This is a genomic window from Streptomyces sp. NPDC101132, assembly GCF_044759225.1.
Classification (GTDB): Bacteria; Actinomycetota; Actinomycetes; order Streptomycetales; family Streptomycetaceae; genus Streptomyces.
In genome coordinates this window covers 19896-32921 of the sequence record NZ_JBIVYX010000016.1, presented here as the reverse complement: position 1 = coordinate 32921, position 13026 = coordinate 19896, and the positions used below count along the sequence as shown (strand labels likewise).

At 75.9% G+C, this 13026-nt stretch carries 11 protein-coding genes; 6 read left to right on the top strand and 5 right to left on the bottom strand.

Annotated elements, in window-relative coordinates:
• Nucleotides 1–76: 76 nt before the first annotated feature.
• Nucleotides 77–2410 (bottom strand): ABC transporter substrate-binding protein, encoded by a 2334-nt coding sequence (locus tag ACIQUR_RS29740; RefSeq protein ID WP_403670753.1) that lies wholly within the window; start codon nt 2408–2410, stop codon nt 77–79.
• 144 nt (nt 2411–2554) lie between these two features.
• Between ACIQUR_RS29740 and ACIQUR_RS29735 the strand changes: the two genes are divergently transcribed.
• From ACIQUR_RS29735 to ACIQUR_RS29725, 3 genes are all read left to right on the top strand, one after another.
• Nucleotides 2555–2896 carry a hypothetical protein gene (locus ACIQUR_RS29735; RefSeq protein ID WP_403670750.1) on the top strand — a complete coding sequence of 114 codons (342 nt, stop codon included), beginning with the start codon at nt 2555–2557 and terminating at the stop codon, nt 2894–2896.
• A gap of 281 nt (nt 2897–3177) precedes the next feature.
• Entirely contained in the window at nt 3178–4104 is a 927-nt protein-coding gene (locus ACIQUR_RS29730) for an MBL fold metallo-hydrolase (RefSeq protein ID WP_403671130.1), read from the top strand.
• Nucleotides 4101–5156 (top strand): RNA ligase family protein, encoded by a 1056-nt coding sequence (locus tag ACIQUR_RS29725; protein WP_403670747.1) that lies wholly within the window; start codon nt 4101–4103, stop codon nt 5154–5156. Before ACIQUR_RS29730 ends, ACIQUR_RS29725 begins: the two co-directional genes overlap by 4 nt.
• Nucleotides 5157–5216: 60 nt before the next feature.
• On the opposite strand, the gene ACIQUR_RS29720 is transcribed toward ACIQUR_RS29725, so the two are convergent.
• The gene (locus ACIQUR_RS29720) at nt 5217–6254 is read right to left on the bottom strand and encodes a PP2C family protein-serine/threonine phosphatase (RefSeq protein ID WP_403670744.1); all 1038 of its coding nucleotides are present in this window, start codon (nt 6252–6254) and stop codon (nt 5217–5219) included.
• A 444-nt stretch (nt 6255–6698) separates the two neighbouring features.
• Between ACIQUR_RS29720 and ACIQUR_RS29715 the strand changes: the two genes are divergently transcribed.
• On the top strand, nt 6699–7304 hold the full coding sequence (locus ACIQUR_RS29715) for a chorismate pyruvate-lyase family protein (RefSeq protein WP_403670740.1): 606 nt from the start codon (nt 6699–6701) through the stop codon (nt 7302–7304).
• Nucleotides 7301–8518 (top strand): FAD-dependent monooxygenase, encoded by a 1218-nt coding sequence (locus ACIQUR_RS29710; RefSeq protein ID WP_403670737.1) that lies wholly within the window; start codon nt 7301–7303, stop codon nt 8516–8518. The genes ACIQUR_RS29715 and ACIQUR_RS29710 overlap by 4 nt, the downstream gene beginning before the upstream one ends.
• Nucleotides 8519–8584: 66 nt before the next feature.
• On the opposite strand, the gene ACIQUR_RS29705 is transcribed toward ACIQUR_RS29710, so the two are convergent.
• The gene (locus tag ACIQUR_RS29705) at nt 8585–9016 is read right to left on the bottom strand and encodes an OsmC family protein (protein WP_403670734.1); all 432 of its coding nucleotides are present in this window, start codon (nt 9014–9016) and stop codon (nt 8585–8587) included.
• Between the two features lie 53 nt (nt 9017–9069).
• Nucleotides 9070–9942, bottom strand: a complete 873-nt coding sequence (locus ACIQUR_RS29700) for a helix-turn-helix transcriptional regulator (RefSeq protein ID WP_403670731.1) — start codon at nt 9940–9942, stop codon at nt 9070–9072.
• 455 nt (nt 9943–10397) lie between these two features.
• On the opposite strand from ACIQUR_RS29700, the gene ACIQUR_RS29695 reads away from it, so the two are divergent.
• Nucleotides 10398–11234 (top strand): hypothetical protein, encoded by an 837-nt coding sequence (locus ACIQUR_RS29695; protein WP_403670728.1) that lies wholly within the window; start codon nt 10398–10400, stop codon nt 11232–11234.
• Between the two features lie 7 nt (nt 11235–11241).
• Here ACIQUR_RS29695 and ACIQUR_RS29690 read toward each other — a convergent pair whose 3' ends face one another.
• Nucleotides 11242–12777, bottom strand: a complete 1536-nt coding sequence (locus ACIQUR_RS29690) for an AMP-binding protein (protein WP_403670725.1) — start codon at nt 12775–12777, stop codon at nt 11242–11244.
• Nucleotides 12778–13026 lie beyond the last annotated feature (249 nt).

Below are 13026 nucleotides of genomic sequence, written 5' to 3'. Positions count from 1 at the left end.
TACAACGTCACGAACGCCCCCCGGGCCCGCGGACGGGCCCGGGATCACCCACACGGGTGCGTCGCCCCGGGGAGCCTCAGCCGGCGGCCGGTCCGCTCGTCACGTACGTCCAGCGGCCGCCGCTCACCGTGTACACCGTCAGCCGGCGGTTGACCGTGTCCCCGCTCGCGTCGAAGGCCACGGGCCCGGTGACGCCGTCGAAGCGCAGCCGTGCCACGGCCGGGGGCAGTTTCGTGCGGGCGTCGTCCGGGAGGGTGCCGCGGTGGGCCGCCACGACCGCCTTCACCGCCTCGATGAGGGACCAGGCGGCGTCGTAGGCGTACGGCCCGTACCAGCCGGCCGCCTCCGGGTACCCGGCCTTCCGGTACCGGGTCAGGAAGTCCTGTCCGGCCGCCGATTCCTCCGCGGCCACGCCGATGTTCGTCGCGAGGTCGCCGTCCGCCGTCGGGTTCATGGTGAGGTACTGCTGGTCGTAGATGCCGTCGCCGGCCATGAAGGGGACGCGTACGCCGGCCTGCTTGAGCTGCTGGGAGAGCGCGGCCGCGGTGTCGTAGTAGCCGCCGAAGTAGACCGCGTCGGCGCCCGAGGACCGCACCTTCGCGACGAGGCCGGCGAAGTCGCGTTCCGTGGGGTCGACGTGCTCGGCACCCACGACGGTGCCGCCCAGCCGGGTGAGCTCGGCGGCGAGACCGGAGGTGAGGGAGGTGCCGTGGGCGCTCCCGTCGTCCACCGCGTACACCTTGGACTTCTTCGCCTCGCCGTGCAGGTACCGGGCGGCGAACGGCCCCTGGTCCACGTCCGTGGCGACCGTGCGGAAGTACGAGGAGTGCGGGCGCGTCCTGGTGCCGGCCGCCCAGTCGGGGCCGAGCGTCAGCACGGGGTCGGTGTTGCCGGGTGACACGACGGCCAGGTTCGCCCGTACCAGCGGCCCCACCATGGTCTTGGCGACGCTGGAGTTGAGCGGGCCGACCACGCCCAGCACCTTCTCGTCGGCCGCGAGGAGGGCGGCGTTGGACGCGCCCTTGGCGGGGTCGGCCCCGTCGTCCACGGCCTTGATCTCGAACTTCACGCCGGGGACGTGCCGGGTCTCGTTCGCGGTCCTGACCGCCAGTTCCGCCGAGTTCCTGATCCCGGCTCCCATGACGGACATCCCGCCGCTCAGCGGTGCGTCCACTCCGATCACCACCGTGACGGAGGAGGCCGCCCCGCCCTTGCCTGCCGCCTTGTCCCCGCGGGGCGAGCCCTCGTCACCGCTGAGGGTCCAGGCCAGGACGGAGCCGGTGGCGAGCGTCGCGAGCACCGTGGCCAGCACCACGGCGCGCCGGGCCAGGGGCCGCCGGGGTGCGGCGGCCGGCTCGCCGTCCGCCATCCGCCGGGTCCGTTCGAGCGTGACCGGCTCCTCGGCCGGGGGCACGGTCACGGGCGGGACGGTCGGCCGGTCGGGTTCGGGGAGCTCCGGCGTACCCGCGTCGGCGGCGCCGGGGTCGAGGACCGTCGGGGGGTGTGAGGGAGCCGGCCCGGGCCCGTCCTCGACCGGTGTTCCGCCACCGGGCGCGGCGGTTCCGGGCACGGGGGTTGCGGACGCGGCGGTACGCAGCACCTCCGCCAGCATCTCGGCCGCCTCCGCGGCCCCGGCCCGCTCCGCGGGGTCCTTGGTGAGCAGCGCGTCCAGCACGGGCGCCAGCGGGCCGGCGTGGACGGCCGGCCGGTGCGGCCGGGTGAAGACGGCCACGGCCAGGGCGTGCAGCCCCTCCGCGTCGAACGGCGGGCGCCCCTCGATGGCGTGGTACAGCGTCGCACCCAGCGCCCACAGGTCGTTGGCGGGCGTGGGGCGCTTGCCCTCCAACTGCTCGGGCGGCATGTAGTGCGGCGTGCCGATGACGCTCCCGCTGTGGCTCAGCCGGGTCGTGGCGTCCGCGAGGTGGGCGATGCCGAAGTCGGTCAGGACGACGCGGTCCCGGGTCAGCAGCACGTTGTCGGGCTTGATGTCCCGGTGGACGATGCCCGCCGCGTGCGCCTCCGCCAGCGCGTCGAGCACGGCGGCGCCGATCTCGGCCACCCGCCGCACCGGCAGCCGGCCGCCGGCCCGCACGACCGCGGCCAGGGACTCGCCCCGGACCAGTTCCATCACGATGACCGGAGCGCCCGCGTGCTCCACGACGTCGTGGATGGTGATGATCCCGGGATGGCTGAGCGTGACCGCCGCGCGGGCCTCGCCGATGAACCGGCGGACCAGCGCGGCGCGGTCCTCGTCGTCCATCCCTGGCGGGAAAAGGATCTCCTTGACCGCGACCTCGCGTCCGAACAGGTGCCGGTCGAGGCCGCGCCACACCCGGCCCATGCCGCCCTGTCCGATGCGTTCCACCAGCTCGTACCGGCCGGCGACGAGTTCGGGATTCTGCTCGCTCACGCGCACACTCTAGGTCCTGCTGACCCGTTCAGGTGACGAGACCCTGGCTTGATCACGCCTACGGGGCGGGGCAACCCGAACCTCCGCACCGGCGTCTTCCCCCGTGCCGGAGACGATCAAGCACAGACGGGGGAGCGGCGGACGATGCGCGACCGGGTGGCCGACCACGGCACGGCCTCGGGGCCGAAGGGCGGAGACGGGACCGGACCGGGCGGGCCCGTCCGTGGGGCGTCGGTCGGCGGCAACACCTGGCCCGTCCTGTTCCTGGGACCGGCCCTGGCGCTGCTCCGCTTCTTCGGCGAGCAGACCTGGGCGTACCGGAGCGCCGTCGCACTCGCCGCGGTGGGCGTGCCGGCCGCGGCGGTCGGCATCGCCGTCACCGTCCGGGCGCTGGCGCGCGGGCGGCAGCCGCTGGTGGCCCTGTGGGTCATCGGCCTGCTGGCCGGCGGCTCCTGGGTCCTGCTCCACCGGCTCGTCTCGGCCTGACCCGGCCCGCCAGGGCCCCGGCCCCGCCCGGACCCCCGTCCCCGGCCCGCCGGGGCCCCGGCCCCGTCCCCCGTCCGCCACGTTCCCGGCCCCCCCGGCGGCCACCCCGTGACGGGGGGAAATCCGCAGGCCGTCGGGGACGCGGCCCGCTAGCATCGGCACCCACCCCGATCACCACGGTCCGCCGGAGGCACCGATGACCCAGGCCCCGTCGCGGCCCCCCCGCCGATCCCGCGGCCCCTCCACCGGCGCACCCCGGCCACCCAGGCCATCCCGAACTCCTGGACGCCGGACACCCCTTCCGGCAGTGGAAGACCTGGCGGATACCCGGGACCGGGCTCACGCTCACCGGGTACTCGCGGGCCAACGACAAGACGTTCTTCCACGTACCGGAACTGCGCTGCGCGCTCGATGCCGGACTGGCCGAGGGGCGCCGGCCGGAGACCGTCTTCCTCACCCACACCCACAACGACCACTCCAAGGACCTCGACCACCTCGCGGCCCGGCCCGGCGGAGTCGACGTCCACCTGCCCGCGGCCTCGGTCCCGTACGCCGAGGCCTTCCTGAAGGCCTCGGCCGAGCTGAACCACGGCCCCGCCTACGACCCCGGCCTGGCCGCCGGCTGCCGGCTCCACGGGGTGCGCGGCGGCGACGAGTTCACCTTCGGCCGCGCCGGCCACCACGTACGCGTGGTCGACTGCGTCCACAAGGTGCCGTGCGTGGGCTACGCGTTCTCCGAGCGCCGCAAGGCGCTGCTGCCCGAGTACCAGGAGCTCCGCCGGGAACTCGTCGAACAGGGGCGGGGCCGGGAGTTCGGCCGTCTCGTGGCCGAGCGCCGCGCGGCGGGCGTCGAGACCGAACGCGAGGTGCGCAGACCGCTGTTCGCCTTCCTCGGGGACACCCACGTGAGCGTCTTCGAGGACAACCCCTGGCTCTTCGACTACCCGGTGGTCGTCACCGAGTGCACGTACCTCGACGACGCCGAGGCGGAGCGGGCCGACCGGGTCGGGCACACCGTGTGGAGCCGGCTGCGGCCCGTGGTCGAGGCGCACCCGGACACCCTCTTCGTCCTCACCCACTTCAGCCTGCGCCACTCGGACCGCGAGGTCCTCGACTTCTTCGGCGACGACCGGCCGGGCAACGTCCTGCTGTGGGCCCACCCGCAGAGCCGGCTGCCCGAACAGCACCGCCACGGCGGCTCCGGATGAGCGGCGGTCACGGCCGGTGGCAGCCGTACCCGAAGATCCCCTCCCGCACCCGCCTGGCCGAGTCGGCCGGGGTACGGGAGTGGGTCGCGCTGGAGAAGGTCCACGGCGCCAACTTCGCCGTCGTCTCCGACCGGACCGGCGTACGGCCCGCCAAGCGCCGTGAACTGCTCGGCGAGGGCGGCCTCGACGACTTCTTCGGCGTGGCCAGGATCTGGCCCGCCCTGGCCGTCGCCGCCGGCCGCTGCGCCGACGCCCTGCGCCGCCGGTACGGTGCCAACCCCGCCGCCCCGGTCACCGTGTACGGCGAACTGGCCGGCGGCGGCTACCCGCACCCCGACGTACCGCCGGCGCCCGCGGCGGAGCCGGTGCAGACCGGCGTCTGGTACGCCCCGGACCTGCTCTGGCTGCCCTTCGACGCCACGGTCACCGGCGCCGCGGACGCCCCGGACGGCATGCTGTGGGCCGGCGACCGCGAGCTGCGGCAGGCCGCCGGTGCCGCGGGCCTGCACTGCGCCCCGCTGATCGCGCGGGGACGGCTCGGCCGGCTCCAGGAGGCGAGCGCGGAGTTCACGACCCGGGTGCCGGCGCTGCTGGGGCTGCCCGAGCTGCCCGGAAACCTCGCCGAAGGCCTCGTGATCAGGCCGGCCGGGGCCTGGTCACCCGCCCCGGGCACCGCGGCTCCCGCGGCCCGCCCGGTGGCCAAGCTGAAGCACCCCGCCTTCGCGGAGGACGCGCGCTACGACGGTGCCCGCCCGTACCGGGCCCCGTCCGGCGGCGCGGCGGGCGTGCCGGGCTGGCTGCTGGGCGAGGTCACCGCGCTCCTCACCCCGAACCGCGCGGCGGCCGCCGTGAGCAAGCTCGGCCCGCGCACCTCCGAGGAGGAGCTGGCCGCCGAGATCGCCCAGGACGTGGTCGAGGAGGTCACGGAGGCCCTCGGCGGCCTGGAGGACGACCTGGCCCCGGCCCTGCACGAAGCCGTCCGGGCCGGCGCCCTGACCCTGGCCCGCTTCGAACTCGCCGACCGCCGCACCCCGCCCCGCCGCACCCCCTGACCCCCGCCCGCCGCCCGCACCCGGGGGGCCCGCCACGCCCCGCCCGCGGAGCCCACGGCCTCAGCGCGCGTCCAGTCGTACCGCGAGGGCGGCGATGTCGTCGTCCAGGCGGCCCCTGCTGTAGCGGAGGAGGTCGCTGTGGAGGGCCGCGAGGAGTTCACGCGGCGGCGTCGGCGGCTGCCGGCCCATCCAGGCCGCGAGCGGGAAGAACTCCCCGTCGCGGGCGCGGGCCTCGGCGATCCCGTCGGTGTAGAGCAGCAGCAGGTCGCCGGGGCAGAAGTCGAAGGAGTCCACGTTGTAGTGATCGCCTATCAGTTCCGCGAGGCTCAGCAGCGGGGAGGGGGTGGCGGACTGGAGGATCCGCACCCCGCCGGGACGCAGGAGCAGCGGAGGGGGATGGCCGCAGTTGAGGATGTCGATGCGCCCGCCCTCGTGCGGGATCTCGGCCAGCAGCGCGGTGGCGAAGCGCTCCATCGGACCCTCCGGGGGGAAGGCGGAGTTGTAGCGCGTGCTGCTGGCGTCCAGTCTGCGGGCCACGTCGACCATGTCGGCCTCGGCGAAGGCCGCCTCCCGGAAGGCGTTGACGATCGCCGCCGCGGCTCCCACCGCGGGCAGCCCCTTGCCCCGCACGTCGCCGATGAGCAGCCTGACCCCGTACGGGGTGTCGACCACCTCGTAGAAGTCCCCGCCGATCCGGGCCTCCGCCGCGGCGGCGAGGTACAGCGACTCGATCTCGACCCTGCCGATCCGGCGCGGCATCGGGCTCAGCACCACCTGCTGCGCCGCGTCGGCGACGAGCCGTACCTGGAAGAGGGTGCGCTCGCGCTGGAGCCGTACGTGGCTGCCGTACGCCGCCGCCACGGTGACCGCGATGATCCCTGCGGCCGTCCACCACGTGCCCAGGTCGGGGAAGACCAGGCTCAGGCCGATCATCAGGATGAGGCAGACCGTCCCGATCAGCACGGTCGGCAGGACCGGCCACATGGAGGCGGCCAGGGCCGGCGCCGCGGGCAGGAGGCGGCTGAAGGCCATTTCCGGCGGCGTGGTGTACGCCAGGCTGGCGATGACGACGGTCAGGATGACCGGCGACAGCCGCACGAGCGTTCCCGGGCCGGGGTGCCGACGGTGCCGCGGCCGTCCGGACTCGATCACATGTCACAGAATATCCAGGTAATCGGCTCATAGCGCTCCGACGTCCGCCCGCGCTCGCCCCCGCAACCCCCTGGCCAGCGACGATCCCCGCCGCACCCCCTCGAATCAAACGTGCGTACGAAATCGATCGGGCGTACGGCCCTCCGCCCCGGGGCGGAGTCGATCACCGCACGACATCGCCCCGGGCCCTCGCGACGGGTGGGGGTCCCGGCCGCCGGGCCGCGGCCGGCGGGACTTGACGACCTCCTGCGACGCCGCTTCCTTCCGGGAACCATCCTGCCTTTAACCTGCGTGTTCACAAGGGCGTTGAGGGGGAGCGAGGCCGGGTGCGGCCGTGCCGGGTTCCCCGTCACACCCGTCTCTCCCGTCCTCTAGACCTCCGAGGTGTTCATGTATCCGCCGACGTCGCGCTCCGCTCCGCATCCGGTACCCACACCGGACGGCACCGCCGTCCCGGGCACCGGGACGGTCCGCGGGAGACTCGACGGTTTCGCCGATCCCGCCACGCGGCTGCTCCTCTGCAGCGACGGCCTGACCACCCCCCTCCTGGAGGCGTGGGTCGGCGCCGGCGTCTCGGTGCGCGAGATGAGCACCCGCCTGGTCCGGGCGGCCGAGGCCCCGACGGAGTCGGTCGAGCTGCTGGCGGCCGACCCCGGGGAAGTCCTGCTGGAACGCCGCTCCGTTCTGGCCTCGTCCGCCGGCGTGGACCTCTCCCGGAACGTGGTGCTGGCCCGGTGCGGGCTCACCGACGCCGTGGAACGCTGCCTCACCGACGGTTCGGCCACCATAGGCAGGCTGCTCCGCGAGGCCGGTACCGGCCACCGCCGCACGATCGTCGAAGCCGGCCTGGGCGCCTGGGGCGGTGCGCCCGCTGCCTTCAAGACGTACGTCCTGTGGCACGGCGAGCAGCCCCTCGCCACGGTCACCGAGCTGTTCAACCCGGAGGTCGTCCCCGCCGTCCTCCGGTCCGTCCCGGCCCTGGCGGGCCGGTCGTGAGCGCCCCCCGCCGCCGCGTGCAGGTGGCCGTCGTCGGCGCCGGTCCCGCCGGGCTCGTCCTGGCCAACGTGCTGCACCGGGCCGGGATCCCGGTCGAGGTGCGCGAACGCCTGGGCCGGGCCGAGCTGGAGCAGCAGGCCCGCGCGGGCCTCATCGAGCACCGCGTCGTCGAGTACCTGCGCGAACAGGGCCTCGCCGACCGGCTGCTGGCCGAGGGCGGCCGCCACGAGTGGTGCGAGTTCACCGTCGCGGGGGAGCGGATCCACATCCCGTACGGCGCGCGGTCCGGCGGCGCCGGGCACTGGGTGTACCCGCAGCAGCTGCTGGTCCGGGACCTGATCGCCGCGTACGAGAAGGCGGGCGGCGCGATCCGGTTCGACTGCCCCGTCCTCGACGTGGACACCTCCGGTCCGGTCGCGCTCGTCCGGTGCGAGGACGACGTCCTGGAGGCCGGGCACGTCGTGGGCTGCGACGGCCCGCGCAGCACCGTCGCCCGTGCGTTCCCCGCCGGGCTGGACGGCGCGCTCGAACGGCGTTACCCCTACGACTGGCTGACCGTGCTCGCCGAGGTGGACCGCCCGGTCGAGGGCATCCGGTACGCCCTCCACGAGGCCGGCTTCGCCGGGATGATGCCCCGCACGTCCCGGCTGGCGCGCTTCTACCTCCAGGTGCCGGCCGACGCGGACCTCGCCGAGTGGCCCGAGCCGCGGATCCGCGCACAGCTGGCGCTCCGGCTGGGACTGCGGCCCGAGTCGGGCGACCCGGACGTGGGCGCGCTGACCGAGGTCGGCATGCTACGGCTGCGCGGGCGCGTCCGGGACCACGTGCAGGCCGGCCCGCTGCTGCTGGCGGGCGACGCGGCCCACGTGCTGACCCCCTCGGGCGCCAAGGGACTCAACCTCGCCGTGGCCGACGTCGCCGACCTCGCCGACAGCCTCCTGCGGTACCACCGCGACGGCGACACGCAGACGCTGGCGGGCTACCAGGCGCGCCGCCACGAGGCCGCCTGGACGACGCAGGAGTTCTCCGACCGGCTGCTGGACCTGATGCACCTCCCGCCGGGCGACGCCGCGGAGTCCGCCTTCGGCCTGCGGCTGCGGCGCGAGCGGCTCGCCCGGCTGGCCGCACCCGGCCCGGAGGGCGGGACGTTCGCCCGCGCCTACGGCGGCGCGGGCCGCCTGCACACGGGGCCGGCACCCGCGGCGGCGCCGTAGCACCCCGTCCGTCCTTCCGCCGTGCCGGAGCCCGGGCCGAACCCGGGCTCCGGCACGCGGGCCGCATCAGTCCGCGTCGACGACCTTCACGGTGACCGGCGTCCCCGCCTCCACCGTGCGGCTCACCGTGCACAGCCTGTCGTGCGAGGTCTTCACGGCGCGCGGCAGGATCGCGCGGGCACGGTCGCCGCCCTCGCCCTCGGGGAAGGCGACCGAGAACACGACCTCCAGGTCCGTCATGCTGTTGCCGCCCTCGTCCTGGACCTTGTGGCCGGCGGCGACGAGCGAGAAGGTGCTGGGCTCCGCGTGCCGGCCCGTCGCGGCGTCCACGTCGGCCGCGGAACATCCGGCGATCGCCGCGAGGAAGAGCTCCACCGGGGTGAAGCCCTCCCCGGAGCCGGTGCCGAAGGTGAGCTTCTCGCCGCGCGAGTTGGTCGCGGTGAACCGGCCGGGGCCGGTCCGCTCGACGGTCACGGAGCGGAGTGAATCGGTAGTCATGGACCTGACGTTAACCCGCCCGGCGTCTCCCCGCCCGCCCCTCCCGCCCCGCGTCACCGCCCGGCGGGGTCCGGCGCCGACCAGCTGCCCAGCAGACGCAGCGCGTGCGCGGACGGGCTGTCGGGCTCCGCGGTGTAGAGGTGCAGGGCCTGGTCGGGGTCGTCGGGGAGGGTGAGGCACTCGTAGTCGAGGGCCAGTTCGCCGACGAGCGGGTGGCGGTGATGCCGGGGGCCGTGGGTGTGCTCCAGGACGTCCTGGTCGGCCCACCACCGGCGGAAGTGCTCGTCGTGCACGGACAGCTCCCCGACCAGTTCGGCCAGCCGGGCGTCGTGCGCCTGCCGGCCCGCGTACCGGCGCAGGGCCGCGACCGTGCCGCGCGCCGCGGTCTCCCAGTCCGTCAGCAGGTCGCGGGCGGCGGGGTCGAGGAAGACGAACCGGGCGAGGTTGCGCCCGCGGAACGGCAGCGCGTCGAAGTCGGTGTACAGCGCCTTGGCGAGGGCGTTGGCCGCCAGTACGTCCAGCCGGCGCCCCACGATCATCGCGGGGGATTCGGGCAGCGAGTCCAGCAGCCTGCGCAGCCCGGGGCGCACCCGCTGGGGCGCCGCCGTACGCCGCCGCCCGGCACGCGGCCCGGACCGTGCCAGATCGAAGAGGTGGGCACGCTCCGCGGTGTCCAGGCCGAGGGCCCGGGCCACGGCCTCCAGCACCGGCGCCGGGGCGTTCGGATGGCGCCCGCGTTCCAGCCGTACGTAGTGGTCCACGCTGATCCCGGCCAGCCGGGCCACGTCCTCGCGGCGCAGCCCCGCGACGCGCCGGCGGGCGGGCTCCTCGCCCAGGCCGACGTCCGACGGTCTGGTCCGGGCCCGCCGGGAGCGCAGGAAGTCGCGCAGCTCCAGGTTGGGCTCGCGCCCCGCCGACGTGGTCATCCACCCAGGCTAGGGCGCGCCCCGGCCCTCCCGCGCGCCGGAAGCGGAGTACGGCGTACGCCCCCGCCCCGCCCCATCCCGCTCCCGCGCCTACGCCCCGCCGCCGGCCGCACCACGCCACCAGCCGCGGGATCGGTGGTGCCGCCACGGGCCAGGAGGCCTGACCCCCACCGCGCCCTCCCCGCCTCTCCCAGCGCTTCCCCGCCCCTCCCCGCGCCTTCTCTGTCCCTCCCCGCGCCGCGGCCGGTCCCGGGCCCGTCACCGGACCCACGCGCCCCCGGCCACCTTCCCGCACCCTGCCCTGCCCCCTTCCCGTGCCGCGGTCGGCGCCCGGCCCGTCATCGGACCGGGCACCGCGGCTTCCCAGGCGCCCGGCGCGGTGGGAGCATGTGCCCACCGGCGGCACCCGCCAACGTGGGGGTGTGCCCGCCCGGAGTCACCGTCCTGGAGTCCCCGTGAACCTTCGGCTCCGGCCCACCCGCCCCACCCGCCTCCTCCTCGCCGCCGCGACGGCCGGGCTGCTGCTCGCCGGCTGCGGAGCCGCGCCCACGACCCCGGCGCCGACCACCGCGCCGCCCGCCACCCCCCGTACGACCTCGGGGCCCGGTGCGGGAACCCCGCCGCCCGCCCCTCCCACTCCCGCACCCGCCACCGCGGCACCGGGCGCCGCCGAACCGGCCCTGGGGCCCGGCCTGCAGCCGGTCTGGCCGTTCACCACGCTCGCGCAGGCCCAGGCGTGGCAGCGCGCCCACCGCGAGGGCGGCCACCAGCCCTGGCACCTGGACGCGGAACAGACCGCCCTCTCCTTCGTCCAGGGCTACCTCGGCTTCCGGGAGATCGACCGCGTCTCCTCACGTTCCGTCAGCGGCCGGCACGCCCGGATCGGCGTGGGCCTGGGGAACCCCGAGGAGGCGCGCCGCGGCACCGCCGCGGTCATCCACCTGGTCCGGTACGGCACCGGAGCGGACGCCCCCTGGGAGGTCGTCGGCACCGACGACACCACGTTCTCCCTGACCCGGCCCGCGTACGGCTCCCGGGCGTCCTCCCCGCTCAGGGCGGGCGGCCGGATCACGGGAGTCGACGAGAGCATCAGGGTGGAGGTGCGCCAGCCGTCGTCGCCACGCCCCCTCGGCACCTCCTGCTGCACCCCCGCGGGCGGCTCCGGCACCGCGTGGAACGCCACGGTCCCCTTCACCCGTCCGACCGATCCGGTCCTCACGGTCGTGGCCTCGACCGGGGGCCACCTCGCGGAGGTCGAACGCTTCACCGTCACCGCCGTACGCACCCGCTGACCCGGGGTCACCCGGCGGCGGTGCCTCCCGCGAGCCGTTCGCGGAGCCGGTTCCGGTCGGGCTTGCCGGCCGGCGTGAGGGGGAGCCGGGGGACGGCGTGCACGAACCCGGGGACGTGCACCGGGCCCATGCGCCCCGCGACGAACCGCCGCAGCCCCTCCGGGTCGGGCCGGTGGCCGGGGGCGTGCACGACGGCGGCGTGCACGTGCTCCGTCTCGTCCGCGTCACGGGCACCGAACACCGCGCACTGGGCGACCGAGGGATGGGCCAGGAGGACCTCCTCCACCTCCGACGGGTACACGTGCCCGCCGGGCACGATGATCACGTCCGAGAGCCGGTCGACGAGGTACAGGTAACCGTCCTCGTCGAGGTACCCGACGTCCCCGGTGCGCAGCCAGCCGTCGCGCAGGACCCGGGCGGTCAGCTCGGGCTGCTTCCAGTAGCCGCGCATGACGCCCGCCGAGCGCACCTGGATCTCGCCCTCCCGGCCGGGCGGCAGGTCCCGCCCGGCGGGGTCGCGGATGGCGATCTCGACGCCCGGCAGGGCCCGGCCCACGGTGATCCGGCCGCCCGCCCCGGTGTGCGTGTGCTCGTGCGGGGCGAGGGCGGTGATGCTCTGCGCCTCCGACTGTCCGTAACCGCCCGTCAGGACGGGTCCGAAGACCTCCAGCGCCCGGCGCAGCCGGCTCGCCGAGGCGGTGCAGCCGCCGTACAGGATCCGGCGCAGGCTGGACACGTCGGTCCCGGGCAGGGCGGGATGGTCCAGGAGCTGGTGGAGCAGCGGCGGCAGCAGCCACAGGTGGGTGATCCGCTCGCGCTCCACGGCCGCGAGGACCTCGCCCGCCTCGAAACCGTTCTGCAGCACGACCGAACCACCCCGGTACAGGTGCAGATCGGCGTGGAAGCCGGCGAGGTGGGCCAGCGGCGTGCAGGCCAGGAACCGGGACGGACCGTCCTCGGCGAGGGGCGAGTCCAGGGCCCGCCGGTACGGGCCGTGCAGGCTGAGGATCCCCTTGGGCACGCCGGTGGTGCCGCCCGTGTGGCGGATCGCGAGCTCGTCGTCGGGACCGATCCGCACCTCCGGGACCGTGGCCGGCTGCCCGGCCGAGGCGGCCAGCACGTCCGGGCCCGCCGGCCCCGGGCCCAGACCCAGGACGGCCGGCACCTCGACCAGCGGCAGCAACCGCCGGGCGGACTCGTGCCGTTCGGCGTCGACGAGCAGCATCCGGGTCTCCGCGCCGCGGACGGCGGCGGCCATGGCCTGCGGGCCCGGCCCGTCGTGGAGGGCGACGACCCGGGCACCCGTGAGGCTCGCGGCGTACCGGGCGGCGAGCCCCTCGGCCGTGTTGCCGGTCAGCAGCGTCACGGTCACGCCCCGGCCCGCGCCGCGCGCCGCCAGCTCCCTGGCGAGCCGGCAGGTGGTCCCGTGGAACTCGTGCGCCGTGATCCGCCTTCCGCCGGCCGTCGTCAGCACGGTGCGTTCCGGCGTCGCGGCCAGCCTCTCCAGGACGGCCGCGGCGTACGGCGTGAACCCGGCGGTCACCGCCCGCACTCCGCCGCCGCACCGGCCGGGACGGACGGCCGACCGGCCGGCCCCGGTGCTGCCCACGCGGTGTGCCGCGGCACGGATACCTCCACGCAACCCTCCCACGGGAACGAGCCGGCCGGCGGGCCCGGTGGGAGACGTCCGCCGGGCCCCGCGTCCGCCTCCACCATCGTCCGCCTTCACCATGCCCAGCGCGACGACCCGGCCAACCCGGTTCCGCGGACGGGCTGCCGCGGGTCCGGCCGG

Excerpts from the sequence above, each read along its gene's own strand:
- ACIQUR_RS29735 (WP_403670750.1), top strand. The coding sequence starts at position 2,555 with ATGCGCGACCGGGTGGCCGACCACGGCACGGCCTCGGGGCCGAAGGGC.
- ACIQUR_RS29725 (WP_403670747.1), top strand. The coding sequence starts at position 4,101 with ATGAGCGGCGGTCACGGCCGGTGGCAGCCGTACCCGAAGATCCCCTCC.
- ACIQUR_RS29715 (WP_403670740.1), top strand. The coding sequence starts at position 6,699 with ATGTATCCGCCGACGTCGCGCTCCGCTCCGCATCCGGTACCCACACCG.
- ACIQUR_RS29705 (WP_403670734.1), bottom strand. The coding sequence starts at position 9,016 with ATGACTACCGATTCACTCCGCTCCGTGACCGTCGAGCGGACCGGCCCC.
- ACIQUR_RS29700 (WP_403670731.1), bottom strand. The coding sequence starts at position 9,942 with ATGACCACGTCGGCGGGGCGCGAGCCCAACCTGGAGCTGCGCGACTTC.